At 62.5% G+C, this 22,694-nt stretch carries 22 protein-coding genes and 1 pseudogene; 11 read left to right on the forward strand and 12 right to left on the reverse strand.

Features of this window, described 5'->3' with window-relative positions:
• Positions 1 to 115: 115 nt before the first annotated feature.
• Complete coding sequence (hrcA, locus tag ACXJJ9_RS14570; protein WP_310052766.1) at positions 116 to 1,171, reverse strand: heat-inducible transcriptional repressor HrcA; 1,056 nt, start codon at positions 1,169 to 1,171, stop codon at positions 116 to 118.
• Positions 1,172 to 1,305: 134 nt separating this feature from the next.
• Here hrcA and recN point away from each other — a divergent pair, with 134 nt between their 5' ends.
• Positions 1,306 to 2,982, forward strand: coding sequence for a DNA repair protein RecN (gene recN, locus ACXJJ9_RS14575; protein WP_457097847.1), 1,677 nt, complete (start codon positions 1,306 to 1,308; stop codon positions 2,980 to 2,982).
• A gap of 68 nt (positions 2,983 to 3,050) precedes the next feature.
• Here the strand turns inward: recN and fur are convergent, their stop codons facing one another.
• Positions 3,051 to 3,458, reverse strand: coding sequence for a ferric iron uptake transcriptional regulator (gene fur, locus ACXJJ9_RS14580; protein ID WP_310052769.1), 408 nt, complete (start codon positions 3,456 to 3,458; stop codon positions 3,051 to 3,053).
• 167 nt (positions 3,459 to 3,625) lie between these two features.
• Here fur and ACXJJ9_RS14585 point away from each other — a divergent pair, with 167 nt between their 5' ends.
• The gene (locus ACXJJ9_RS14585; RefSeq protein WP_310052771.1) at positions 3,626 to 4,021 is read left to right on the forward strand and encodes an outer membrane protein assembly factor BamE; all 396 of its coding nucleotides are present in this window, start codon (positions 3,626 to 3,628) and stop codon (positions 4,019 to 4,021) included.
• A 51-nt stretch (positions 4,022 to 4,072) separates the two neighbouring features.
• Here ACXJJ9_RS14585 and ACXJJ9_RS14590 read toward each other — a convergent pair whose 3' ends face one another.
• Positions 4,073 to 4,345, reverse strand: coding sequence for an RnfH family protein (locus ACXJJ9_RS14590; protein WP_457097848.1), 273 nt, complete (start codon positions 4,343 to 4,345; stop codon positions 4,073 to 4,075).
• Positions 4,342 to 4,794: a type II toxin-antitoxin system RatA family toxin gene (locus ACXJJ9_RS14595; RefSeq protein WP_310052774.1), complete on the reverse strand. Its 453-nt coding sequence runs from the start codon at positions 4,792 to 4,794 to the stop codon at positions 4,342 to 4,344. The genes ACXJJ9_RS14590 and ACXJJ9_RS14595 overlap by 4 nt, the downstream gene beginning before the upstream one ends.
• Positions 4,795 to 4,851: 57 nt before the next feature.
• Between ACXJJ9_RS14595 and smpB the strand changes: the two genes are divergently transcribed.
• Complete coding sequence (smpB, locus tag ACXJJ9_RS14600) at positions 4,852 to 5,379, forward strand: SsrA-binding protein SmpB (protein WP_310052776.1); 528 nt, start codon at positions 4,852 to 4,854, stop codon at positions 5,377 to 5,379.
• Positions 5,380 to 5,408: 29 nt separating this feature from the next.
• Here the strand turns inward: smpB and ACXJJ9_RS14605 are convergent, their stop codons facing one another.
• The 4 genes from ACXJJ9_RS14605 to ACXJJ9_RS14620 form a co-directional block, all read right to left on the reverse strand.
• Positions 5,409 to 7,553 carry a CHASE domain-containing protein gene (locus ACXJJ9_RS14605; protein ID WP_457097849.1) on the reverse strand — a complete coding sequence of 715 codons (2,145 nt, stop codon included), beginning with the start codon at positions 7,551 to 7,553 and terminating at the stop codon, positions 5,409 to 5,411.
• Between the two features lie 405 nt (positions 7,554 to 7,958).
• Positions 7,959 to 8,483, reverse strand: a complete 525-nt coding sequence (locus ACXJJ9_RS14610; RefSeq protein ID WP_457097850.1) for a hypothetical protein — start codon at positions 8,481 to 8,483, stop codon at positions 7,959 to 7,961.
• Positions 8,473 to 9,069 carry a type II toxin-antitoxin system MqsA family antitoxin gene (locus tag ACXJJ9_RS14615; protein ID WP_457097851.1) on the reverse strand — a complete coding sequence of 199 codons (597 nt, stop codon included), beginning with the start codon at positions 9,067 to 9,069 and terminating at the stop codon, positions 8,473 to 8,475. The genes ACXJJ9_RS14610 and ACXJJ9_RS14615 overlap by 11 nt, the downstream gene beginning before the upstream one ends.
• A 2-nt stretch (positions 9,070 to 9,071) precedes the next feature.
• Complete coding sequence (locus ACXJJ9_RS14620; protein WP_457097852.1) at positions 9,072 to 9,398, reverse strand: type II toxin-antitoxin system MqsR family toxin; 327 nt, start codon at positions 9,396 to 9,398, stop codon at positions 9,072 to 9,074.
• Positions 9,399 to 9,735: 337 nt separating this feature from the next.
• Between ACXJJ9_RS14620 and ACXJJ9_RS14625 the strand changes: the two genes are divergently transcribed.
• Positions 9,736 to 9,930 carry an SDR family oxidoreductase gene (locus ACXJJ9_RS14625; RefSeq protein ID WP_457097874.1) on the forward strand — a complete coding sequence of 65 codons (195 nt, stop codon included), beginning with the start codon at positions 9,736 to 9,738 and terminating at the stop codon, positions 9,928 to 9,930.
• A 6-nt stretch (positions 9,931 to 9,936) separates the two neighbouring features.
• Here ACXJJ9_RS14625 and ACXJJ9_RS14630 read toward each other — a convergent pair whose 3' ends face one another.
• Positions 9,937 to 10,206 carry a hypothetical protein gene (locus ACXJJ9_RS14630; protein ID WP_457097853.1) on the reverse strand — a complete coding sequence of 90 codons (270 nt, stop codon included), beginning with the start codon at positions 10,204 to 10,206 and terminating at the stop codon, positions 9,937 to 9,939.
• A 118-nt stretch (positions 10,207 to 10,324) separates the two neighbouring features.
• Here ACXJJ9_RS14630 and ACXJJ9_RS14635 point away from each other — a divergent pair, with 118 nt between their 5' ends.
• Together ACXJJ9_RS14635 and ACXJJ9_RS14640 are read left to right on the forward strand one after the other, a co-directional pair.
• On the forward strand, positions 10,325 to 10,651 hold the full coding sequence (locus ACXJJ9_RS14635; protein WP_457097854.1) for a hypothetical protein: 327 nt from the start codon (positions 10,325 to 10,327) through the stop codon (positions 10,649 to 10,651).
• Between the two features lie 517 nt (positions 10,652 to 11,168).
• A complete protein-coding gene (locus ACXJJ9_RS14640) occupies positions 11,169 to 11,837 on the forward strand; it encodes a hypothetical protein (protein ID WP_457097855.1) in 669 nt (222 codons plus the stop codon).
• Positions 11,838 to 12,397: 560 nt separating this feature from the next.
• Here the strand turns inward: ACXJJ9_RS14640 and ACXJJ9_RS14645 are convergent.
• The gene (locus ACXJJ9_RS14645) at positions 12,398 to 12,757 is read right to left on the reverse strand and encodes a helix-turn-helix domain-containing protein (RefSeq protein ID WP_457097856.1); all 360 of its coding nucleotides are present in this window, start codon (positions 12,755 to 12,757) and stop codon (positions 12,398 to 12,400) included.
• 1,775 nt (positions 12,758 to 14,532) lie between these two features.
• Between ACXJJ9_RS14645 and ACXJJ9_RS14650 the strand changes: the two genes are divergently transcribed.
• The 5 genes and pseudogenes from ACXJJ9_RS14650 to ACXJJ9_RS14670 all read left to right on the forward strand — a co-directional run bounded on the left by ACXJJ9_RS14650 (position 14,533) and on the right by ACXJJ9_RS14670 (position 20,644).
• The gene (locus ACXJJ9_RS14650) at positions 14,533 to 14,850 is read left to right on the forward strand and encodes a protealysin inhibitor emfourin (protein WP_457097857.1); all 318 of its coding nucleotides are present in this window, start codon (positions 14,533 to 14,535) and stop codon (positions 14,848 to 14,850) included.
• 32 nt (positions 14,851 to 14,882) lie between these two features.
• A pseudogene (locus tag ACXJJ9_RS14655) lies at positions 14,883 to 15,941 on the forward strand (M4 family metallopeptidase); the annotation flags it as partial.
• 1,060 nt (positions 15,942 to 17,001) lie between these two features.
• Entirely contained in the window at positions 17,002 to 17,994 is a 993-nt protein-coding gene (locus ACXJJ9_RS14660; protein WP_457097858.1) for a hypothetical protein, read from the forward strand.
• A 2-nt stretch (positions 17,995 to 17,996) separates the two neighbouring features.
• Positions 17,997 to 19,355, forward strand: coding sequence for a trypsin-like serine protease (locus tag ACXJJ9_RS14665; RefSeq protein WP_457097859.1), 1,359 nt, complete (start codon positions 17,997 to 17,999; stop codon positions 19,353 to 19,355).
• Between the two features lie 323 nt (positions 19,356 to 19,678).
• Entirely contained in the window at positions 19,679 to 20,644 is a 966-nt protein-coding gene (locus ACXJJ9_RS14670; RefSeq protein ID WP_457097860.1) for a hypothetical protein, read from the forward strand.
• 414 nt (positions 20,645 to 21,058) lie between these two features.
• Here the strand turns inward: ACXJJ9_RS14670 and ACXJJ9_RS14675 are convergent, their stop codons facing one another.
• Together ACXJJ9_RS14675 and ACXJJ9_RS14680 are read right to left on the reverse strand one after the other, a co-directional pair.
• Complete coding sequence (locus ACXJJ9_RS14675) at positions 21,059 to 22,342, reverse strand: carbohydrate porin (protein ID WP_457097861.1); 1,284 nt, start codon at positions 22,340 to 22,342, stop codon at positions 21,059 to 21,061.
• Between the two features lie 122 nt (positions 22,343 to 22,464).
• A partial coding sequence (locus ACXJJ9_RS14680) for a hypothetical protein (protein ID WP_457097862.1) occupies positions 22,465 to 22,694 on the reverse strand: 230 nt, incomplete at its 5' end.

Here is a 22,694-nt window from a genome sequence, read left to right on the forward strand (position 1 = left end):
GCGTGGGTCTGCCTTGCGCGAAGTGCGCACCCTGCTGCAATGGGGCCGGGGCAAAGCCGATTCAAGCGCCCCGGGCCCGCGACTGCACGACGATCGCGGTTCTTACCGGGACGGCCTACCGGGATGGCTCGGGCTGGATCGCGGCCCCGAGCGCCTCCGCAGCGGCCTGCACCACCGGGATCACGCGCTCATAGGCCATGCGGCTGGGGCCGATCACTCCGAGCACCCCCAGCACCTGCCCTCCCGCGGCGTAGGGGGCGGTCACCAGCGACATTCCTTCCAGCGGCGCCAGGCCGGTTTCCTCGCCGATGAAGATGCGCACGCCCGTGGCGCGGACCGTGCGCTCGAGCAATTGCAGGATCTCGCGCTTGCGGGCGAAGGCTTCGAACAGGTCGCGCAGTCGATCGAGGTCGGCCAGTTCCTGCACACCCATCAGCCGGGTCTGTCCGGCCAGCACCATGTCATCGTGGCTGGGGGCGAGTACCTGTTCGGCCAGCTCCACCGACTGCGCAAGCAGCGTTTCCATCTCGTCGCGGGCGCTGCGCAGCTCGCGCAGCAGGCGGGCGCGGATATCCGGCAGCGTCCGCCCGGAGAAATGGGTGTTGAGGTAGTTGGCGACACGCTCCAGTTCGCTGGCATCGTAGGGGCGGCGCGTCTGGATGATCCGGTTCTGCACCTCGTTGTCCGAGAACACCAGGATCGCAAGCACGCGCTGTGCGTCCAGCGGGACGAATTCGATGCGACGGAAGGCGAACTGCTCGCGCCGGGGCACACTCACCACGCCCACGAAGTGGGTCATCGCCGAGAGTAGTTCCGACGCGCTGCCGAGCAGGGCCTGGGTCCCGGAGCCAGCCGGCAGCTCGCTGCGCAGGCGTGCGACCTCGCCTTCCGGCAATGGCCGGACCTGGAGCAGCGAGTCCACGAACAGGCGGTAGCCCTGGGCCGTGGGAATGCGCCCGGCCGAGGTATGCGGTGCGCTGAGCAGTCCCACCTCCTCCAGGTCCGCGAGGATGTTGCGGATCGTCGCCGCGCTCACGTCCAGCCCCGCGTGACGGGCCAGTGTCTGCGATCCCACCGGCTCACCACTCTGGATGTAGCGGCCGATCAGCGTGCGGAGCAATTGCCGCGCACGGGGATCCAGGCTGGTGTAGTCGGGGAAATGACGATTCATGTGGGCCATATAAAGGCGGCAGGGGGGCTACGCAAGCTCCGGGGCGCCGGTTGTTTCGGTTTGTGAGACGCAACCCGGTTACATCTTGCCTCGCTACCCCTCTCCGAAACTGGCCGCCGCTACAATCACGCCCCATGCTCGTCCACCTCGCCATCAAGGATTTCGCCGTCGTCCGTAGCACGGAGCTGGATTTCGCCCGCGGACTCACCGTCATTTCAGGCGAGACCGGCGCCGGCAAGTCGCTGCTGGTCGACGCCCTCGGACTGCTCTCGGGCCTGCGCGCCGACAGCGGCGTCGTCCGCCACGGCGCCGAGCGAGCCGAGCTGACGGCGGGCTTCGTGCTCGATGACGCCTCCGCCGCCCTCGCCTGGCTGCGCGAAAACGCCCTGGACGAAAGCGAAGACGACTCCGTTTGCCAGATCCGGCGCGTGATCCGTGCCGATGGCGGTTCGCGCGCATGGATCAATGGCCGCCCCGCCACCGTCACCCAGGTCACCGAGCTGGCCAGCCTGCTGGTCGAGATACACGGCCAGCACGAGCACCAGGCACTGCTTGCGCGCTCCAGTCAGTTGGCCCTGCTCGATGCCTACGGCCGCAACGACGCGGAACTCATCGTGGTGGCGAAGGCTGCCGAGGCCTGGAGCGAACTGCTGCGCGAGCGCGAAGCCCTGCTCGCGCAGGGGGACGTCTCAGATCGGATCGGATGGCTGGAACACCAGTTCGCCGAACTCGACCGCGAGGCCCTCGAGCCCGATTCCCTTTTGAAGCTGCAGGCCGACCACCGTCGCCTCGCCCACGCTGCTGGCCTGATCGCCGCCTGCGATGGCGCCTTCGCGCAGTTGGGGGGTGACGAAGGCCCCTCGCTGTCGCGCGCCCTGCACCACGTTCGCGGTGAACTGCAGCGCGTGGCGGAGCACGAGCCGCGACTGGTCGAGGTCGATGCGATGCTCGACGCCGCCGCGATCCAGATCGACGAGGCGCTGGTCATGCTCGACCGGGTGCGCAGCGACCTCGATCTCGACCCTGACGCCCTCACGCAGTTGGAACACCGCCTCGGCCGGATCCATGAGCTCTCGCGCAAGCACCGCGTGCCCGCCGAGCAACTCGCTTCGCAACGCGATTCGATCGCCGCGGAACTGGAACGACTGCGCGGTGCCGACGAACGCCTGCAGCGGCTCGATGGAGACATCGAGCGGGCCACGACGGCCTGGCGCCAGGCCGCCGGCATCCTGGGCGCGAAGCGCCGCGCAGCCGGGGCGGCGCTGTCGAAGGACACCACCGCCCTGATCGCCGAACTCGGCATGGGCGGCGGTCGTTTCGAGGTCGCGCTGGAGCCGATCGAAACCGGGCGCCCCGACCCGCAGGGTGGCGAGCGCGTCGAATTCCTGGTCGCCGCCAACCCGGGCCAGCCCGCACGTCCGCTGCGCAAGGTCGCCTCGGGCGGCGAGCTTTCGCGCATCTCGCTGGCGATAGAAGTTGCCGCCCTGGGCCTCGATGCCGTGCCCACGATGGTCTTCGATGAAGTCGATTCGGGCATCGGCGGCGGGGTCGCCGAAATCGTCGGCCAGAAACTGCGCGCGCTGGGCGCTTCGCGGCAGGTGTTGTGCGTGACCCACCTGCCCCAGGTGGCCGCGCAGGGGCATGCCCATTACCGGGTCAGCAAGGCCGCGAGCGAGGGCGTTACCCAGAGCGCGGTGCAGTCACTCGACGCGAAGCAGCGCGAGGAAGAACTCGCGCGGATGCTGGGCGGCGTGGAGATGACCCGCGAGGCGCGCGCGGCTGCGAAGCGCCTGCTGGCGGACGTGGAGTAGCTGCGCGAGCCCGGCGACTCGATGACCCCGCGCGCTGCGGCGCGCTCATCGATTCGGTGGCGGATGATTTACCGCGGCGCCTTCTTGCGCACGTAGAGCACCAGCGAGTGCTCTTCGATCTCGTATCCGTGCTGCGCGGCAATCTTGCGCTGCAGCTCCTCGATCTCGCTGCTTTCGAACTCGGTGATCTTGCCCGTATCGACATCGACCATATGGTCGTGGTGGTGGCCCCGGTCCAGCTCGTAAACCGACTGGCCGGCCTCGAAGTTGTGTTTCAGTACCAGCCCGGCCGCCTCGAACTGGGTCAGCACGCGATATACCGTCGCGAGGCCAATGTCCTCCCCGTGCTCCAGCAGGTGACGGTAGATGTCTTCGGCCGTCATGTGCCGGGGCTTGGCCTGCTCGAGCAGGCTGAGGATCCGCAGGCGCGGATGGGTGACTTTGAGTCCGGCGTTGCGAAGGTCTTCGGATTCCATGGGTTTCCTTCTGTCCGGGTAGCCGCGATCGACAAACCGGGTGCCGCGGGCGCCGTGGGAAACAGCCCGGAACGGCAGGTGAACATGTCCGCGGCCGGGCCGCGTGGCGATGGCTTCAGTGTATCATCGGCCCCTGTTTCTACTGTCCGCCTGTCGCGAAGAACACGATGCGTAAGCTCCTGCTGGTCCTTATTGTCGCCCTGTCCACCGCGGGCTGCGGCATCCTCTACAAGCAGCCGATCTACCAGGGCAACCTCCTGGAAAAGACCAACGTCGACCAGCTGCAGACCGGCATGAGCAAGCAGCAGGTGCTGGTGCTGCTGGGTACGCCTTCGATCGAAGACCCCTTCCACCACGAGCGCTGGGACTACACCGCCAGCCAGCGCGTGGGCCGCATGGGCCGCACAGAAATCAAGAACTTCACGCTCTACTTCGAAGGCGACACCCTCGCCCGCTGGGAAGGCGACTACTTTCCCGAGCAGGACGAGGCCCTGGCCAAGGCCGCGCCGAAGCAGTTCGGCCGCAACCTGGCCAAGGACAAGGACAAGAAGCGCCGCCGCTGATCCAAGCCGGTTGCAGGAAAAAAGCGGAGCCAGGCTCCGCTTTTTTTATGGTCATTTTTTCGGCAGGCGGCGTCGCTCTTCCTCGCGTTGCCGCCGTGCGTCCTTCGGATCGGCAAGCAGCGGCCTGAGCAGTTCGACACGGTCGCCCTCGCGCAGGATCGCCGAGCCCTCGGTCCGCTGGCCGAAGACGGCGTACGCCACCGCTTGCGGATCGTCGCCCCACGCGGCCGCGTCGACTGCCTCGCGCACGGTTGTCCCTTCCGGCAATTCCAGCTCGACCCGCTCGTAACGGCGGGGCCAGGCCCGCACCAGTTCCACTTTCATGACATCCGGCTCGGCACATCCGCTTCCGCCGAATCGGCAATGCGGACGAAGTCGTCCACCATGCGATCGGCCAGGCTCTGGAACCCTACTGCCAATGCGGGGCCGAGCAGCTTCACGGCCGGCTCGAAGTCGAGGGTCAACGTTACCTTGCACGCGGACTCGTCGAGCGCATGGAACTCCCAACGTCCGCTCAATTTGCGAAAGGGGCCGTCGACCAGCTTCAGGTCGATGTGGTGCGGCGCCTTGAGCGTGTTGTGGGTGGTGAACCAGGTGCGCAGCGCGCCGAGCCCCAGGTCCAGCCGCGCGACCATGTGCTCATCGTCGGCTTCGAGCACATCGGCGGAATCGCACCAGTCGAAACGGCGTGGATAGGCCGCCACGTCATTGACCAGCGCGAACATGCGCGCGGCGGAGTGTTCGACCAGGGCGGAGCGGCGAATGGTGGGCATTGGGCTGTGTGTTCCGGTCGCTGCACATCGCGCTCGCCAGCATGGGACAATGGCGCGATGGCAAAGAATTCCAGCAGCAAGGGCGGCAAGGATAAAGGAAAGGGAGGCGGTGGCGACGCCACGGCCGTGAAGACCATTGCCCTTAACAAGCGTTCCCGCCACGAATATCACCTCGAAGAGCGCTTCGAGGCCGGCCTGGCCCTGCAGGGCTGGGAGCTCAAGGCGATCCGCGCGGGCCGCGCCAATATCGTCGACGCCTACGCGATGATCCGCGAAGGCGAGATGTTCGTGTATGGATCCCAGATCACGCCGCTGATTTCAGCCTCCACCCACGTCGTCGCCGAGGACCGGCGCACGCGCAAGCTGCTCCTGCACCGTCGCGAGATCGACCGCCTGGTCGGCCGCGTCCAGCGCGACGGCTACACCGTGGTGATCACCGCCCTCTATTGGAAGGGCAACAAGGTCAAGGCTGAGATAGCGCTGGCCAAGGGCAAGCAGACGCACGACAAGCGCGAAGCCAGCAAGGAACGCGACTGGGCACGCGAGAAGCAGCGGGTCATGCGTCGCCACAACAAGAACGCCTAGCGGCCTTCACAGCCGGACTGCGGCAGGCGTCAGGCGCCCTGCCGGGAATCCGTAGCGGGTTCGACAGTCTCGGGCAACGTGAAGTAGAACACCGCGCCCTCCCCTTCGCGTCCTTCCGCGCGGATGAGGCCGCCATGGCGCTCGATGATGCGTTTCACCGATGCCAGGCCGATGCCGTGCCCGCTGAATTCGTGCAGGGAGTGCAGGCGCTGGAAGGGACGGAACAGCTTGTTGACGTACGCCTGCGGGAAGCCGGCGCCGTTGTCGCGTACGTAGAACTCGACGTCGCCGCCAGGTTGTTCGATCGCACCGAACTCGATCATCGCGTGCTCGCGACCGCGCGTGAATTTCCACGCGTTGCCGAGCAGGTTGCCAAGCAGGTTGCGCAGCAGAGTGGCGTCGCCGATCGCGGCCATGCCCGGCATGATGCGCACGGCAAGCTCACGACCGGGATCGTCGGCGCGCAGCTCGTCGATCACCTCCACCGCCATGCGACTGAGGTCGACTGACTCGCGACGCACCTCGGCGCGACCGAGGCGCGATATCTGCAGGATCGCGTCGATGAGCTCCCCCATGCGCGTGGCGGCCTTGCGCACGCGGCGCAGGTAGTCCCTGCCGCCTTCGTCCAGCTGGTTTTCGTAGCGCTCGATGAGCACACGACTGAAGCCGTCGATCGAACGCAATGGGGCGCGCAGGTCGTGCGAGACGCTGTAGGCGAAAGCCTCCAGCTCCTGGTTCGCCTGGCTCAGCTCGCGCGTGCGCAGGGCCACGCGTGCTTCAAGCGTGCGGTTGAGGGCATGGACACGGGCTTGCGCGCGAACGCGTTCGGTTACGTCCTCGACCTCGACCAGCCCGGTGATGTCCTGCCCGATATTGCCCGGCACCGGCGCGTAGGTGAGTTGCGCCTCCCGCGGAAGGTCGCCTTCGCGACGGAGGTGCCGGGTAACGCGATGGATTCCATTGGCATCCGTCGTCCCGTCGCCATTCGGTCGCAGCGAGGACTCGTCGTCCTCGAACAGCGATTCGAACGCATGCCCCCGCAGCGATTCCTCGTGACGCCCGACGATCCGGCATAGCGCAGGATTGACTTCAACCATTCGACCTTCGCTGTCCAACAGCGCCTTGCCAATCGCCGAGTGCTGCATGGAGCTGCGGAAGCGCTGCTCGCTGCGGCGATAGTCCTCGGTCATCCGCGTTGCGATCACGACAGCGCGATCCTCCGTGCGCGCAAGCGTCCAGGCCACGCCATAGAGCAGCAGGGCGGCGACCATGCCCAATGCAAGCATGCTTTCCAGGCCCCTGATGTGGGGCGCGGCCACGGCTTCTGGTGGCGAATCGAACTCCAGGCGCCAGTGGCGACCGTAACGGGCCATCGCCACCTGGTGGTGGAACGCTGGCTCCGCCTGCCCTCCCTTGCTGGCAAAAAGCAGCCGATCCCCGCCATCGGTATCGAAAATACGCAAGCCAACGTCGGCATAGGCCGTGCCCAGCGAAACATCGACATAGCGGTCGAGATCGAATGGCAGGTACACCCAACCCTGCATCGACAGTTCCCGCGACGCGGGCGTGCGCGGACGATCGCCATCCCTGAAGACGGGGACGAACAGCATGAGGTCGCGCGCGTATGCCTGCACCGGACCGCTCAGGCGCGCCTCTCCCGTGTCCAGCCCCGCCTGCAGCGCTTCAGCGCTGGCCGGGTCGCTCAGCAGATCCAGGCCGATGGCCGCGACGTTGTCGGGCGTGCGTGGTTCCAGGTAGAGCACGGGGGCATAGCGCGCACGCATCCCGTGTGGGCGCACATTCAATTGGCCGTAGCCGGATTCGCGCCATTCGATCTGCAGGTCGTCAAGGCTGCTGCTGCTGACATAGCCCACGAACCCAAGGCCTTCCGCTGCAGGAAACCGCGCACGCAGATTCAGGCTATCGACGTAGTCCGCCCATTGCTGCGGCGTCGGTCGCGCCATCGATGCGAACAAGGCCGTGCCACCACGAGCCACCAGTTCGTAATACACGAGCCGCTGGTTCAGGCGTTCGACCATTTCGGTCGTCCGGGCTACGAAGCTGGCTTCTGCAGCACGCAATTCGCGTTCGCGCGCGTAGTGCCAGGCGACCAGCACGAAGACCAGGGAACCCACCAGCACCATCAGTGCCAGCAGATATCCTCCCCGCGGCATCAGGCCGGAGCGATGACTGTCCGAGGTCCGTATGGATCCTGTCCCCATCGCCCAAGCATACAAGTCCGGCGCGCGGCGGCAGGCAAAAAAAAGCCCGCCGAAGCGGGCTTTTTCCTGATTGGTGGAGGTGGGGACTACTGAATACGGCGGTGCATCACTTGCTTTGCGCTACTTTTTCTAAGGACCCAAAGAAGTTACCGTCAAAGCTACCGGCACCGACATCGTGCTTCGTTGTCGTCGACTCTAGCGAACTAGCATCGTCTGCACGGGACCGGGGAAACGACGACAAAGCTCAACTGGAGAAAGCCGAAAGGCGAAGCATGGAAGGCGTTTAAGGCTATGTGGTCACTATGACCGCTTTAGGGCAACGCGAAACCCGCCGGAGCGCTCACTGGCCGAGCGCAATTACGGAGCCTTCTTGCCCTGCACCGATGCCCGCTTCAGCTTTATCTTCCCTGGCCTGCCCCCTGGTTTCCCGCTGAAGAAGGGAATCACCGGTACGGGTAACGAAGCACGCTTTAAGGTGTCATACACGTGTTGACGCCAGAACGGCCAAGCATTGTGTGTGCAATTGAACTCGACGAAAGACTGAAGCTTATCTTCGGATGGCATCTTCAGAATTGCGTACTCAACAGCGAAGGTCGCTTCTAATGTGTAGAGCGCAACCTCTTGCTGATCGTCGTCGCCTCGAAAGACCGATCTCACGCCAAAATTGACGTAGGTTCGAAGCATGTCCATGGGCTCTTCAGCCCCTTCGAAAACTGCGGTTATGGTTTCCGCAGTGGTAGAGCGCATGGTCTGTACGACTGTTTTTCCGTCGTGAATCCCCGACTGATACTCCACGTCCCTTCGGAGCGAAGTTGTCCAGAGCGCAATGTCGTTGAGCGCGAAATACTCGGTGGCGTCGAATTGGCCCTGATCAACTGCCATAAGCGAACCCGGCATCCTCGTGCCATGTGCCGTCGTTTGCGACGACGCCGCACTCAGCACGTCGAACACGATAAGCCGCCACGTCAATGACGTTCGATTCCAGCTTAAGCCTCATTGAACGCTCAACGGGCTCGTCGTCTTGTGTCAACGTCACCCAATGATGATCAGGCAGGGTCACCCCCGCCCTTTCCGCTAGGAACTCCCGCAGTTCCGCAAACCGATCCGAAGCGCGCACTAAAAGGTCCATCGGACGCGATTGGATTACTTCGCCACGCTCATACTTCGAAAAAGCGTTGACGCCGCCACCAAGCAACGCCGCAGCCGTTTGCTGCGTAAAGTGCCAGCGGTCACGCCACTCAGAGATTTCTTTCGAGGTGAGAAGGCCGTCGTGGGCACGCTTTGCATCGGCAAATCTAACTTCGTTAGCGCGCGCCTGCTGCGGAGCAACCACTTCTTGGCCACAAACGTGGCACACAGAGATCTCAATCCCTCGCACAACAAGTTCAGCCCCGTCATAACGAATCGTCTCGTCTATAACTCGAGGCTCAAGCTGACCACGCTCACAAAGCGGGCAAGTTGCAGTCATTGCTAACCCTTTCGCTGTAAATGAAACGAAGCTATCGCAATCTGAGGAACGGTCGCCCGCTCGTTAGCGCTTAGCTTCACATAAAGCTCGTCGACGACTCCGCCCGGACCGCGATAGTTCGGGTGGTAAACGTCATACTTGATGCCACCGAGTTCAACTACGCCGCGGTGGTCAGAAACCCGCAAATTGGCCAGGCAGTCATGCACGTCATCAAGGTCATATCCCAACTCCTGGTAGTCCCGCTGGGCGTTCCTGGTCAAGAACACGCGCCCCTTTTCGGCGGCTGCGCGCACTAGGTCGAGATCGTATAGTGGCGTGGATTGGGGCACAAATCAACCATAATGGTTAGTCAGAATTCAACGTTCTGACCATCGCGTCAAAAGGCGCGACAGTCGGCGCTGTGTAGGGCTACCCCTAACCCTTGATGGAGCTGATCCACCGACCCCTATATGTAGGAAGTCATGGTCCCCCACGGCGGAGCCTACTAGATTCCGGGGTGGGTGTGAACAGGAATCACGATCCCTTCAGCATGGCGGCTTCGAGGGATCGACCCTTCGGATTACTCGCCCAGATCGAGCAGGAATCGCCCTGCCCCCTGGTCGAAAGGCTTGCGTCGTAGCCGTGGCCTCAGGCGAATAGAACATTCCAGGTTCCGTCAGTCTTGGTCTGAAGGGTGCGTTAGAGGGTTATCGCAACATGCTCGCCAAAAGTCCGGTCGGGCGCGCTGGTACACCGGATGAAATCGCGGCGCTGGCCTCGTTGATGATGGGGCCGGAAGGCGGCTTCATTACCGGCAGCGATTTCCTGATTGATGGTGGCGTGACTGCTTCGTATTTCTACGGTCCGCTGGCGCGCGGGTAACGACAGTCACAGGAAATCTAGCGTCCGCTCGTGGCCGAAAGCGGTCATCATCAGCAGGCACGTCAGCGCCTTGCCGGCGCGAGCGATCAACCCGTCCGACATCCGTACGTCGCGCTTGCGGGTTGCGCTTGTACGCGCCGCCAACTTCAGGACCCACCGTGCCAGGGGGAACAATTCCGGATAATTGTTCCCATACCAGGCCGCCAGGTTCGCGCCTGGAAACGCCGCCGGGACTCGCAAACGAACCACAGACGAACCAGCCGCGAGGGGAATCATTTTCACTCCTTTAAAATCAATAGGCTAGAGGCGTTTTGCCCGAGCAATTCATTCAAGCCGAAGCCGCTTCGCGGCTCCGCATAATTCAGGCGTTAGGCCGCTTAAGCGAGTCACATCGATGACCTACAACATGCACCTCGTGGAGAATTACCTAATTGTCGTTGGCGTCATCACCCAGATCATCCTGATTACCTTGCAACTCGGCGCATTCCGCAAAACCAAGCATCCCAGCCTCGCGGTGATGTCCGTCGCAAGCGCTTTCAACGTCCTATATGTTCTTACTTCTTACGGTGCCAGACATTTTCCGGCGTCAGGGCACAACCCGCTAGGCCTTTATCTTCTGGCTGCTGCGTTACTGACGGTTCAATCCACTATCTTGGTATGGAGCGTCAGTTCATTGTTCCGCGCGTTTGAGCGGGCCTGTTCTCCACGAGACAGCGCCTAACAATTCATTCAAGCGGAACCCGCTTCACGGGTCGACTTAATTCTGGTGTTAGGCCTCCCGCAATGGAACTTCGTACAGCCGATCGATCTGACATCTCCGGTCTTGGCGATCTCATTGAACTCTCCGGTCGCGCCCTGAGCATCGGCCACTATTCGCCGAAGCAAGCTGACGCGATCAGACACCCAGCTCATTGATGATCAGACCTATTTCGTCATTGAGCACAACAGCCAAATCGTTGCCTGTGGCGGCTGGAGCAAGCGGCGTACGCTTTTTTGGTGGGGCCCAAACCAAGGCTGGACCGGACCCACTGCTTGACCCGGCCATTGAGCCAGTGAGCTGGCGCCCCAAGCCACGACGCGCCATGCGGACATGGCCAGAAGGCCGCTGCGGTGAACTGGCGAGTGACCGCTAACGACCCAAAGCGGACATTCGGAGGGGCCGCTTCGGTGCATAGGCGCGCTTTAGTATCGCGATGAGGCCCTTTGCGAAGCGGGCGCGTGGCGATAACGTCAGCAGCATGGATCTCGACAAGGCGCCTCCCGCCAAGCCAACGTTGATGACGCCGTGGCTTGTCTTTGCCGCGCTGGTGGCGTGCCTGCTCGTTGCGATAGTGGCAGCGGCGATGCTCGGAATCTCGATGCCACGATCAGGTTGGTATTTTCCGCCTGAAGTCATGCCCGGTCCTCTGCATGCAATTTATCGCGGGCATCTTGACGCGATGCGCGAACCCGAATTGCGTGCCTACGCCGGCGGAACGCGCGTCGCTGCGTTGCGAATCCTTTGTGTGACTGCGTTTGGTCATTCAGCGGCTGTGCGCTATACATTCGACGCCAACGGCGCGGCGCGGCGCGCAGTGCAACTGCAAGGATATGGCCAGCCGGGTCCGATCGTAGTCGATCGCACGGACCGTCTGACGCGCGCGCAGGCGGACGCGCTCCTCGCGTCGCTCGACGCAGCCGGCTACTGGGACATGGCCGCTAAAGAGGAGAGCAACGGACGAGACGGCCTGCGGATTGTCGTCGAAGCAATCCGCGGCAGCGAACACCGTGTGGTCGATCGCTGGTCTCCCAGTTACGACACAAACGAACGGCATCTCTCCGGATACCATGCGTTCTATCGCGACGCGCTGGACGACGCGGGCGTGGGCCGCAAGTCCCGGTTCAGCGAACAGGTCTGCGTCGAATGACGCCTGCCCGCGCTTGGACGTTCTTGCCGCCCTTGCTCCTTGGCTTCGGCTCTCTTGTTGAATGTCCGCTTCTGGCCGATAGCAGACATCTGGACGTATCCGGCCGCCTGAGCCGACGGGGCTGTCTTAACGGCCGCTATCGGCCAGTAGCGGTCGTCCAGTTACCTGAGGTCGCCTCTCAAGATGTTCTCGATGTCGGGCAACGACCAGCAAATTGGCGCCTTCCCATGCGTCCAAAAAGAGGGCCTGCAAAAGCATCAGTGGGGGGCTCTGGATCGGTTCACGAATTCGTTTGTGCCACACACGGCCCTGTTGCCATCACCGAATCCGTCGGTCTCCTCGGAGAACGGTTCCGTCCAGCGACAGTCGCCATAGTTGCGCAAGCGCGAACTAGTAAGCATGTTCAGTGCGATGTTGTCGCAAATGGTCGCCCGGCACTGGAGGCCGGCGACAAAGGCGCTATCGGATTCGGCCCTATTTCCGCCCGAGTCGCCGCCTTCTTCGGAGAAGGACGGTGTCCAGGCGCGTCGAGGGATCGCTACAACACCCACCGCCTCGATTCACTGCGCCAACAATTCGATGATGGAAACGGCGACACGCTTCTTTTGCCGTGGCATCCGCCGCAATGCTGCTAGGCCGATGCTTTCGAGTTCGTCCTGCGCGTAGTCCGTGAGGAGCACCGCTGACTCGAAGGCTCCCGGTTCGGGAACCTCGGGGCCGCGCCCTGTCGCCAGCCAATCGAAACAAACGCCTGTTTCGCGGGCGATTTCCGCAAGATGCGTCACGCTAGGCGTGGTTCCGGAGGTGGCTTCCCACTGACTCACCGCGCTGCGCTTGACGCCTAGGCGCTTCGCCAACTCAGACTGCGTCAAGGAGGAGCGCGTGCGAGCTCGTCGAATCCGTGACCGCAACTGCAGCATGGCATTGTCCTTTGCTCGCCCGTCAAGTAGGGCTGACTGCGCAGCGATCCTAACGCCGACTGGTCCAATTGCGCTTGCCTCTCGTCCAGAAAGCGGTTACCTCCAGTCGGCCGACGCCCCCGTCGTGGCTGAAGGTAAGTGCGGCTTAACGTACGGCTGCAATCTGTTGCATTCGCGACAATCGTGTTACCTGTGATGCATGCATCCGACAAGGGAGCGAAGCGTCATGCCCGAGTTAAAGACCACCATAACGTCGCGTTGGCCGGCGGGCCCGCGGTCGCGGTCGACAACGTCGAGCAACTTCAGGCGTACGACGTCATCGAGGTCGAGGTGCTTTCCGGGGGAACGGTGGCGTGGCGCAAAGTCGCTGGGGCCCGGATTGCCAACGCTCGGGAGACCGCCGCAGTGCAAGCACTCGGAGGGCGATCACGGTCGCTGAACTCTGCATAGTAGGAGCGTGTATACACATGACCGCTTCTGGCGGGACCTCAAGCCTCGGTCTGCTGGGAGATCTCGAGCGCGTCGTCAACCTCGGTAGTTAACGGACGGAGCTCTAGAGCTTGCTATACGTAGTCCGAGCTACGGAGCCCGCGTTCAAACCTGACGAGCTCTCTACTCATCTCGGTGATCCCGAACTGCACTCGTCGCCGTGTCTTCCGCTGCATAACCTCGACTCGTAGACCTAACGCCTGGAAAAGCCCATTCCATGCGCGTCATATCTCCGGCGAGGCACAAAGTCACGCGGCCGGAACAGCCGTGCTTACCGGTAAGCAATTCTCTCAGAAATTTGTCTAGCCACACTGACATTGGCGGTCTCTAGCAGAAGATAGATCAGCGAAATGCCCTGTGTAAGCGATGCTTACTTAAATCGAGTGGCCACAACAGCTATTGCCTGGCGTTACCCTGTACGCGAGCTCGGATTCGCGAGATGTCCCGGCTTAGGAGAGAGCGATGGTCAAGGAGAATCACACTCGTCCCACTCCCAAGCGGGATGCTCCGAAGAGGGGTGCTTTGCCAACCCCCAGAGACGCATTGGCGGGCGCGACACCCTACGAACCCGAAAGCCAATCCGATACAAAGACAGAAGGTGCCGCTATGAGTGAGTCAGCTTCGTCAGGCTATGTGGGAACCGCCGGAACGCCCCCGCCGCCCTCGGGCGCTACTGCCGCCGGCTCGCAGGCCGGCGCGGGCAAGGTGGGAACCGCCGGTACGCCACCCCCGCCCCCGGGCGCCACTGCGGCCGGCCCGCAGGCCGGCGCGGGCAAGGTGGGAATCACCGGTACGCCACCGCTGCCCCCGAGCGCCACTGCCGCCGGCTCGCAGGCCGGTGCGGGCTATGTGGGAACCGCCGGTACGCCACCGCGACCCTCGGGCGCCACTGCCGCCGGCTCGCAGGCCGGTGCGGGCTATGTGGGAACCGCCGGTACGCCACCGCCCAAATGAGAACGGTCGAATAAATGATCGCGAGCGGCCTGATCCCGGGAGTGGGAAAGGCCCATTGAGATGTAGATGGCTCAGTTTTCGCCTCATTGTCAGAAGGAGTAAGACGCCTGCCAGATGCGATTGCTCCGAAACGCGGCGCCTTGCCCACCACGCGGTCCGTATTGGCGTCGGCGACACCTTATGTTGCCGATGGCCGATTGCGCGCACCGGCCGAAGCCGAAGCGGCCTGCCGAGCAAGCTCACGTTAACGTGCCCATGAAGGCTGCATAACGTGCCGTGCACCGCCGCCGGTTGCAACTACCGGTGGGACATCGCCTGGAGCGCTTCGAGAAATGAACATCACGATCCAAACAGACGGCGGGCACGCACCGACCCCCGGTTTGAGCAGACCCTCGACCATTGACACGACAAGGATCGACCCGCAGCTAACCCGTCAACTCGAGTCCCTAGTGCGGGAATCTCGCTTCTTTGACCAGCCTCCACGCATCGACACTACGCAAAAAGGGGCTGCCGACTATCGAACCTACACCATCACAGTGCAGGACGGCCCACGCGTCCACACCGTTCAATTGACCGACCCGATCACGGACGCGAATCTCGAACGGCTCGTGTCATGTCTCCGGATCATTGCTCGCCCGTCGACTCCGTGACTTCATCCCATCGTCCAGCTCAGGAGAAGCACATGATCCATCGGCATCGACATAGCAACACGAATGGGGTGTGCACTTGTTGCATCGTTCCACCGTATGTCCTGGAGTCCATCGCCAAGAATGGAACGCAGGCTCAACGCGCCCTAGCGATACAAACCTTGGCGCATGACGCGCAGTTCCGAGCGCAGCGCGCGGCGCGATCGGGAGCGAGACCTGCAGGGCGGCAAGGCGTCGGCCCCCCGCACAAGAATCGCTCTATCTACACGGCCTCCAATTCGACCAACCTGCCCGGCACGCTGGTTCGAAGCGAAGGCCAGGCCGCTACGGCGGACGTCGCAGTCGACGAAGCCTACGACGGCCTCGGCGCCACCTTCGATCTCTATTCCGACGTCTACGGACGCAATTCGATCGACGACAACGGCCAGAACCTGATCGGGGTGGTTCATTACGGGAACGGCTACGACAACGCGTACTGGGACGGCACGCATATGGTGTTCGGCGACGGCGACGGGACGATCTTCAACCGTTTCACGATTGCCATCGACGTTATGGGCCACGAACTGACGCATGGCGTGACAGGTGCGACTGCAGGACTCGAATATCACGATCAGCCTGGCGCGCTCAACGAGTCGATTTCGGACGTCTTCGGCTCGCTGGTCAAGCAGCGGTCGCTCGGCCAGACGGCCGCGCAGGCCGACTGGTTAATCGGTGCCGGCCTGTGGGCCGCGGGCATCAAAGGCGTGGCCTTGCGGTCGATGAAGGCACCCGGCACGGCCTACGACGACCCAGTAATCGGCAAGGACCCACAGCCCGATCACATGAGCCGTTACGTTCATACCACCAGCGACAACGGTGGCGTGCACACCAACTCGGGGATTCCGAACAAAGCCTTCTACCTGGCCGCAACCGCCATCGGTGGCAATGCATGGGACGTGGCGGGGAACATCTGGTACCGGACGCTGCTCGATTCGAGGCTTTCCGCCACGTCCCAGTTCCAGGATTTCGCCAACCTCACCGCCGACAATGCCGACACGCTCTACGGCGCCTCTGCCAGGGCGGCGGTCGTGCAGGCTTGGCACGACGTCGGCATCGACGTGTCCGCGCAAGGTGTCCGCATCCATGTCTGCGCCCGTGGCGGCGACGGTGCCGTGTGGCACAGATGGCAGACCGCGCCCAACAACGGCTGGAGCGGCTGGTACTCGCTCGGCGGCTGGGTCGACTTGATCAAGGTCGCGACGAACCAGGACGGGCGCCTCGAGATCTTCGCGCGCGGCGGCGACGGCGCCGTCTGGCACAACTGGGAAGTGAGCCCCGGCGGCGGCTGGAGCGGCTGGTACTCGATGGGCGGCTGGATCGACCGGCTGGACGTGGTCAAGAACGCCGATGGTCGCCTCGAGATATTCGCGCGCGGCGGTGATGGCGCCCTCTGGCACATGTGGCAGACCGCTCCCAACAACGGCTGGAGCGGCTGGTACTCGATGGGCGGCTGGATCGACATGCTGGACGTGGCCCGAAACGCCGACGGCCGGCTCGAAATCTTCGCGCGCGGCGGCGACGGCGCTGTCTGGCATATGTGGCAGACGGCACCCAACAACGGCTGGAGCGGCTGGTACTCGCTCGGCGGCTGGATCGATATGCTGGACATGGCGCGAAACGCCGATGGCCGTCTTGAGATCTTCGCGCGCGGCGGTGATGGCGCCCTCTGGCATATGTGGCAGACCGCTCCCAACAACGGCTGGAGCGGCTGGTACTCGATGGGCGGGTGGATCGATATGCTGGACCTCGGCAGAAATGCGGATGGCCGGCTCGAGATCTTCGCGCGCGGTGGCGATGGTGCCGTCTGGCATATGTGGCAGACCGCACCCAGCAACGGCTGGAGCGGCTGGTACTCACTCGGCGGCTGGATCGACCTACTCAAGGTCTCTTCGAACGACGATGGCCGCATGGAGATCTTCGTGCGCGGCGGCGATGGCGCCCTCTACAACATGTGGCAGACGGCTCCCAGCAATGGCTGGAGCGGCTGGGGCTCGCTCGGCGGCTGGATCGATATTCTGGAGGTATGGCCGGAGGCGCCCGGGAATCCGTAAGCCGACGGTGGCACCCCGCGCACCCTCCACAGCAAGGATCAGCTCACCGTGCAAGGAGCCTTCCATGGCCATTTTCGTATCCGGTAGTCCGTCCGCTTCCCCGATCCTGCGCGTGATTGCCCTCGCGGTGTCTGTCGCGTTCGCAACCGCTGCATGCAAGACGATGCCGAAGGTGGCATATCAGCGCATCTATGACGCGTCCCAGCTCGACGGAACGGAATTTGACACGTTTGCGTTCCAGGACTCCGTGATCATCATCGACGCGAAGCGTGATGAGAAAGGCAATGCGTTGGAGCCCTTGCAATTGACTGTTACATCGGTCCCCGTCGACTACACCGACTACAAGGTCGCGATGTATCGGAGAGGGAGCCTTGGCGTCAAGACCAATGTCGTCATCAGCAAGTACGAAAACACAGCCATGCCGAAGGAAGTTGGGTCCGAAGTGGTGGATACGCGTATTGATCTGATCAAGCAGATCGGCGGTCTTCTGGTGACCGCGGTGACGTTCTCAGAGCCTGAATCCAAAGTTGAAAAGTTTCCGAAGCGCATCAATGTCAGCTCGCTGCTCAGGAACTCGGACGACACCGGAAAGGGCAAAGTCGTAGAGTCAGACGAAGAACCAACTGTAGAGATCAATGTCGCTGCTGTTGAGAAAGACGCAATGCAGGTTCCTAAAAAAGGCGATCCAAACGACAGTCTTTTTGGACACACTACCTCCAACTTCTATTATCCAGCCTGCCGAACCGCGACAGTGACTGTGACCGTGGAGTGCAAGACGCCAGATAAGACCGTGGATGGTAAGAAAGTGGTTGGTAAGACAGAGTCTTGTAAGCAAGACCTGCCGCCGGTCAAGATCTCAGATTCCAGATTTTTGCAAAGCGTCAACCTGCCCCAGAAGGGCAAGATCGTAATGCACTCGCAGTGCGGCGTTTCGGTCTCCACAGATAAGGATTCAGGCGTTAGTTCCAATGCCGCAATCGTCGCGGAGCTCGCGAAGCAAGTTGCGGCGGTCAAAGAGGCTGTCGACAAGAAGAACGAAGCCGAGAAGAAGAAGTAGCAATGCGGCTGGCACTGTCAGTATTTTCTGCAGCGCTATTTGGCTTGGCTGACACGGCGGTCGCACAGGAGTTCTCGCTGCGCCTGATTGAACGTAACGCGCTGCGTTTGGAGGCATCGGGGCGCGAACCTGTTATTCGCCGAGGGGATGACACACTTTTCGATAAGCTTAGTCGCATCAGCGACCCTCGCTGCGGTGCAGGTCAAGTCGGCGCCGCAATGGCCAAGGCGGACGTGCGTGACATCGTGCAGCGTTCAGATGGTCTTTCGTTCGCGATCATGACCGAGGCGAGCACGCAGCGCGGCAGCTACGATTCATGCGCAAATGGCGTTCCCGTTGGGATTGACGGCTCAGAGGCGAGTGCCTCCGCTCACTCGGTAGCCGACGTTGCAATTTCCTTCGGCGACGACGCGTCGGAGACACCTTATATGGTCGACGTGTCGGTGCAATCGACCGGTGTGCCCGTCAAACTGAAGATGCTGGGGCCGGACGGCAGTGAAATCCCTGTTCGCGGCCAAGGCTTCTTTGGAATCGATGGGCGGCCTGGTGCCAACTTCAAGCTTCAAGTCGCTGCTGATTCCGCGAGTTTCAATCAAGGTAAATGCTGCCGTGAGGAGGTGTCCTCCTCGGCGCGCCTGGACGTCAAGGTGCAAAAGGCGCCTCTCCTTACATTTCGCGGTGAATACAGACCAATGATTGCTGGTGGAGAGCGCACAAATGGATATCCGTCAGTTGGCGCAATTCTGATCGACGGGAAGATTCATTGCACGGCGACGATCGTAGGCAAGCGGACACTCCTCACCGCCGCGCATTGTTTGTACGGTCGTGAGGAGCAAAAGCGTTCCTTTAGCTTCTTGGTGAGTGAGACGGTCTCGGCGCCGGACAGTGCGCCGATCAAGATTGCGGACTTCGAATATCCCACCGGAAAGAATGGCGATCACTACGCCTACGACCCTAAGAGCCACGTGGACGACGTCGGCGTGGTGTACCTTCAGCAGCCTACGTCCCGTCCATTGATGAAACTGCATCAAGGTGACCCAGGATGGCAAGCGATCAAGTCCAAGCAGACCACGCTAGATTTCGTCGGCTATGGGTACACACTGGACGCTGGCGAGCTTGTAGGAGAGGGAATCAAACGCCACGCCGAATGGCACATCAACGAAGTTGAACCTCGCCGTGTCTATTTCTTTGTTTCCGGCCTGAGCACATGTAATTACGACTCGGGCGGTCCCGCGCTTCTGGTTGAGGGAGACCAAACCACGCAGGTCGCCATCACTTCGATGGGTTCTGCAACGTGTACTTGGGGGTTCGAGACCCGCATCGATGCTTATGAGGGATGGATCAAAGGGCGGATCAAGTAGAGCTCGCCGCAGGCCTGATACAACATTCTCGACGCGTGTGTCGGCCCGAAGTGACGCCAGTCGCCGCCGTACTCCTCGTCGCACGGAGTAACGAACGCCCTGATCATTTCAGGACGTCCGTCCGTCGTGAAATTCGTTCACCCCGTGAACATCAGTCTCGAAGCTCGCGCCGGTAAGCCCCAACGACATGGGCCTTCTGCTGGATGTCCAGACCCAGCCAGGCTAACGGCGGCGGCCTTGAAGAATTGACCGCCTTCCTGACCGATTCGACATAGGCGCCACGTTTGATATGGGCGCTCAGATAACCCGCCGGACGTCGTGAAATGAAAAAGCCCAGGCTATATGAAGGCGAGATGGTGCATCAGCCGTTTGTAATCGGGACAGCGTCGATGTGGCTGTTCGTCTTCTTCATGTTCTGGATCGTTGGTCTGATGGGTGGCAGTGAAAGTGACGATGATGCCACCGCCATATACACCGGCCTCTGGGCGATGCTGCTGATCCTAACGCTTGTGGGCTGGGTGCAAGTTGTGGAGTACAGGACGCCTATCTACCGGACCCAAGGATTATCGCGCATCGGCTTTGGTCTGCTGGTGCTGGCGTACTGGCTAATCACGGTCACCTCGATGCATGCGCTGGCCCTGATGCATATGCAGAGTTGGGCGAGGCCGAGCAGCGGGATGGAGGAACGCCAGAAACGCTTCAACGAACTCGCGCTGATTGCCAGAACACACCAGGATGCGATCTATAGGGCGGTGGCGCTCGAGGCGTACTTCGCTAACCACCAAGATCAGCGATTGTCCGTGCCGGCGAGCAAGACGTCCTTTGGCGAGGAGGTGACGACCACTCAGGATGGCCGAGTGAAGCTTTACACCCTCGAGAAGGCGGCCAAGCCTGCGTCGATCATGAAGAGGGAGATCCAGCTGGATGGTAGCGGCAAGCTTAGGTTGCGGTCCTGGCTGAAACGCAATGAGCGAAACGTGGATACGACGCTCCAAGTTCGATTGCTCATCAAAGAAGCAAAGGCATCCAGCCGGGCGATCCTGGCGGATGCGCTCGAAAAGCTATCCCGCCCAGTGGACACGGCGGGCTGGCTGGGGGTTCGCAGCGACTGGCTAAGACTATTGTCGGAATCGCCGGCCTGGACGTACTCCGTCAGCTTCGAAGGATCGCTCCTGTATCGAGTCGTCAATGCCATGGCGGCCCTGGTGACAGGAACGCTGGCATTCTGGACCGGAGCGCCGCTATGGCGCCGGTTCAAGCGCTGGCTGGAGAGTGGGCCTGTGCGATAGGCGGACACGGACGTCAGGCGTTGGCGAACGACTGCTTTTGGCCGATAGCGGACATCCGCGGACATCCGCGGGTGCCGGCTGTGCGGAGTCCGCGTCCGCTTCCGACCCAAAGCGGTCATTGAGCATCTGGTGCAGCCAGGTTCTCGTGTGCGCAGCTCAGGCGGCGCCATGCGCTGGAGTCAGACCGATTGGCGTGGCCTCCGCGAACGGGTGGCCACGCTATGCGTCGTGAACTCGCTCAAGGCGATTGACACGATGGTCGGTTCGGACTGCGTGCTTCCATCGGGGTTGCGAACCAATACCCATCGCCTGGTCGGCACCAGGATGCCTGACACTTCGACATGATCCGAGGTGTAGTGGGCAGCAGATCGGCGCCGAAGTAGAACGTCTGGGAAGGGCCCACGCGCTATACCGCTAGAAATCGGCGGACAGCTTCAGGCCCCATACCAGCGCACTTTCCGCGTCGCTGCGCCCGCCGGGGTCGCGCACGTACTGCAAGCTCGGCATCAGCCAGAAGCCGCGTGACACCGCGATGCTGTAGTTGAGTTCCACCGGCTTCTCGCTGCCGCGCGACGGTGCATCGATCCCGGCCTGCTCGTTGGTCAGGCGTTCGAACTCACGGATGCGGTCGCCTACCCGGTTCTGCCCGATGGCGAAGCCCAGCCGGTCCCCGGGCCTCGAAGGGAACACGCCCGTGTACCACAGGCCCACGGAAATGAGGCGGTCGGTCTGGCTGACGTCGGTGTCCGAGTGGGAGAGGTTCGCGAACAGCACCAGTCCGCCGCCGGCATCGTTGTGCGTGAGTCGCTGCTGCGCCATGGCGTAGTAGCCGGTGGACGTGTCCTGCAGCATGGGCGTACCGCCGGCGATCGGCAGCGGCTGGCCCTGCTGGTTGAGCAGCAGGTCGGAGTAGCCGGTGCTGTCGCGCCAGTAGCCGATGCGGTAGGCACCCTCGAGTGCGTTGCCGAACGTCGGGAGCCACCCAGCCTCGAAGTTCGTCAGGGTGCCGTCGTTGTCGTCGTCGGGCGTGGTCAACCGCAGACCCTGGTCGCCATCGAGGTTGCGCGGGTTGACCTCGCTGGCGCCGACCTTGACGTAGAACGAGGCGGTGGGCCGGAAGGTTACGTCGGCGAAGTACTGGCTGATCGGCCAGGTGTACCAGCCGTCGCTGTGGTAGCCGGGCAGGACGCCGCAGAAGCTGATGTTGATGAAGTCGCATGACAATGGGAAGAAGTCGACATCGCTGCGGCCGAGCTTGACCGTCAGGCGATCGTCGAACAGCTCCTGCTGCAGATAGAAGCGAGTCAGGCGCGTGTAGTGGCCGCGTCCGAAGATCTCGTGGGTTTCCAGCAACGTGCCGAGACCCGCTTTGGCGTCGAGTTGGGGGCCGTTGCGATTGGTAATGACCACGTGGAACGAGCCGCCGCGCCAGCCCCATAGCCGGTCGAAGTCCAGATCCGCGCCGAGCATGATCTGGTCGGCGTAAGCGCTGGTGCTCCGTGTGCCGCCCGTCGAGTTGTGGAGCCACTCGTTGATGTAGCCGAAGGAAAGGTCGACGCCCTTCTCGTGCCAGGTCTCACGCAGTCCGCCCCAGTCGCCGGTGATGCGGTGGTCGAAAGGGCCGTCCTCGGCTGCGAGGACGTGGCAACTCCACGCCGCCACCGCTGCCGCAAGCAGGCTCCTGGTACATGCATTCACGTCCGTGATCTCCTGACGCGAAACAGCAAATCAACACGACGCCGGACCTCGATCCATGGTGCCTGCCACAGTCCGAGGAAACACCACAGCGCCGGTCGATTCCGGCGCATTGTGGCGAGGGGTCACTTCGACGGTTCGTTGAGCTTGCCGGTGTACACGTCCAGGTTCCTTTCGAGGTCCGTGTTGGTCTGCAGGCCCTGCTGCATCAGCTTGCCGATGCGCTGCTGTGCGGCCGGACGCTGCACCGAGGTGAGGAACGCCTCCCACTCGGCACCGAGCTGCTCGTCCGGCGGGAGGCTGCTGGCATCGACCAGGCGCTTGATGTCGGCGATGGTCTGCTTGTCGAACCCGG

It is taken from the genome of Lysobacter sp. P5_B9 (assembly GCF_054049835.1).

Coding starts and splice junctions, on each gene's coding strand:
- smpB (WP_310052776.1), top strand. CDS start 4,852: ATGGCAAAGAATTCCAGCAGCAAGGGCGGCAAGGATAAAGGAAAGGGA.
- ACXJJ9_RS14660 (WP_457097858.1), top strand. CDS start 17,002: ATGGCCATTTTCGTATCCGGTAGTCCGTCCGCTTCCCCGATCCTGCGC.
- ACXJJ9_RS14635 (WP_457097854.1), top strand. CDS start 10,325: ATGACCTACAACATGCACCTCGTGGAGAATTACCTAATTGTCGTTGGC.
- ACXJJ9_RS14630 (WP_457097853.1), bottom strand. CDS start 10,206: ATGATTCCCCTCGCGGCTGGTTCGTCTGTGGTTCGTTTGCGAGTCCCG.
- ACXJJ9_RS14605 (WP_457097849.1), bottom strand. CDS start 7,553: ATGCCGCGGGGAGGATATCTGCTGGCACTGATGGTGCTGGTGGGTTCC.
- ACXJJ9_RS14645 (WP_457097856.1), bottom strand. CDS start 12,757: ATGCTGCAGTTGCGGTCACGGATTCGACGAGCTCGCACGCGCTCCTCC.
- ACXJJ9_RS14640 (WP_457097855.1), top strand. CDS start 11,169: ATGGATCTCGACAAGGCGCCTCCCGCCAAGCCAACGTTGATGACGCCG.
- ACXJJ9_RS14650 (WP_457097857.1), top strand. CDS start 14,533: ATGAACATCACGATCCAAACAGACGGCGGGCACGCACCGACCCCCGGT.
- ACXJJ9_RS14610 (WP_457097850.1), bottom strand. CDS start 8,483: ATGGCAGTTGATCAGGGCCAATTCGACGCCACCGAGTATTTCGCGCTC.
- ACXJJ9_RS14670 (WP_457097860.1), top strand. CDS start 19,679: ATGAAAAAGCCCAGGCTATATGAAGGCGAGATGGTGCATCAGCCGTTT.
- ACXJJ9_RS14585 (WP_310052771.1), top strand. CDS start 3,626: ATGCGTAAGCTCCTGCTGGTCCTTATTGTCGCCCTGTCCACCGCGGGC.
- ACXJJ9_RS14595 (WP_310052774.1), bottom strand. CDS start 4,794: ATGCCCACCATTCGCCGCTCCGCCCTGGTCGAACACTCCGCCGCGCGC.
- fur (WP_310052769.1), bottom strand. CDS start 3,458: ATGGAATCCGAAGACCTTCGCAACGCCGGACTCAAAGTCACCCATCCG.
- recN (WP_457097847.1), top strand. CDS start 1,306: ATGCTCGTCCACCTCGCCATCAAGGATTTCGCCGTCGTCCGTAGCACG.
- ACXJJ9_RS14615 (WP_457097851.1), bottom strand. CDS start 9,069: ATGACTGCAACTTGCCCGCTTTGTGAGCGTGGTCAGCTTGAGCCTCGA.
- hrcA (WP_310052766.1), bottom strand. CDS start 1,171: ATGAATCGTCATTTCCCCGACTACACCAGCCTGGATCCCCGTGCGCGG.
- ACXJJ9_RS14665 (WP_457097859.1), top strand. CDS start 17,997: ATGCGGCTGGCACTGTCAGTATTTTCTGCAGCGCTATTTGGCTTGGCT.
- ACXJJ9_RS14590 (WP_457097848.1), bottom strand. CDS start 4,345: ATGAAAGTGGAACTGGTGCGGGCCTGGCCCCGCCGTTACGAGCGGGTC.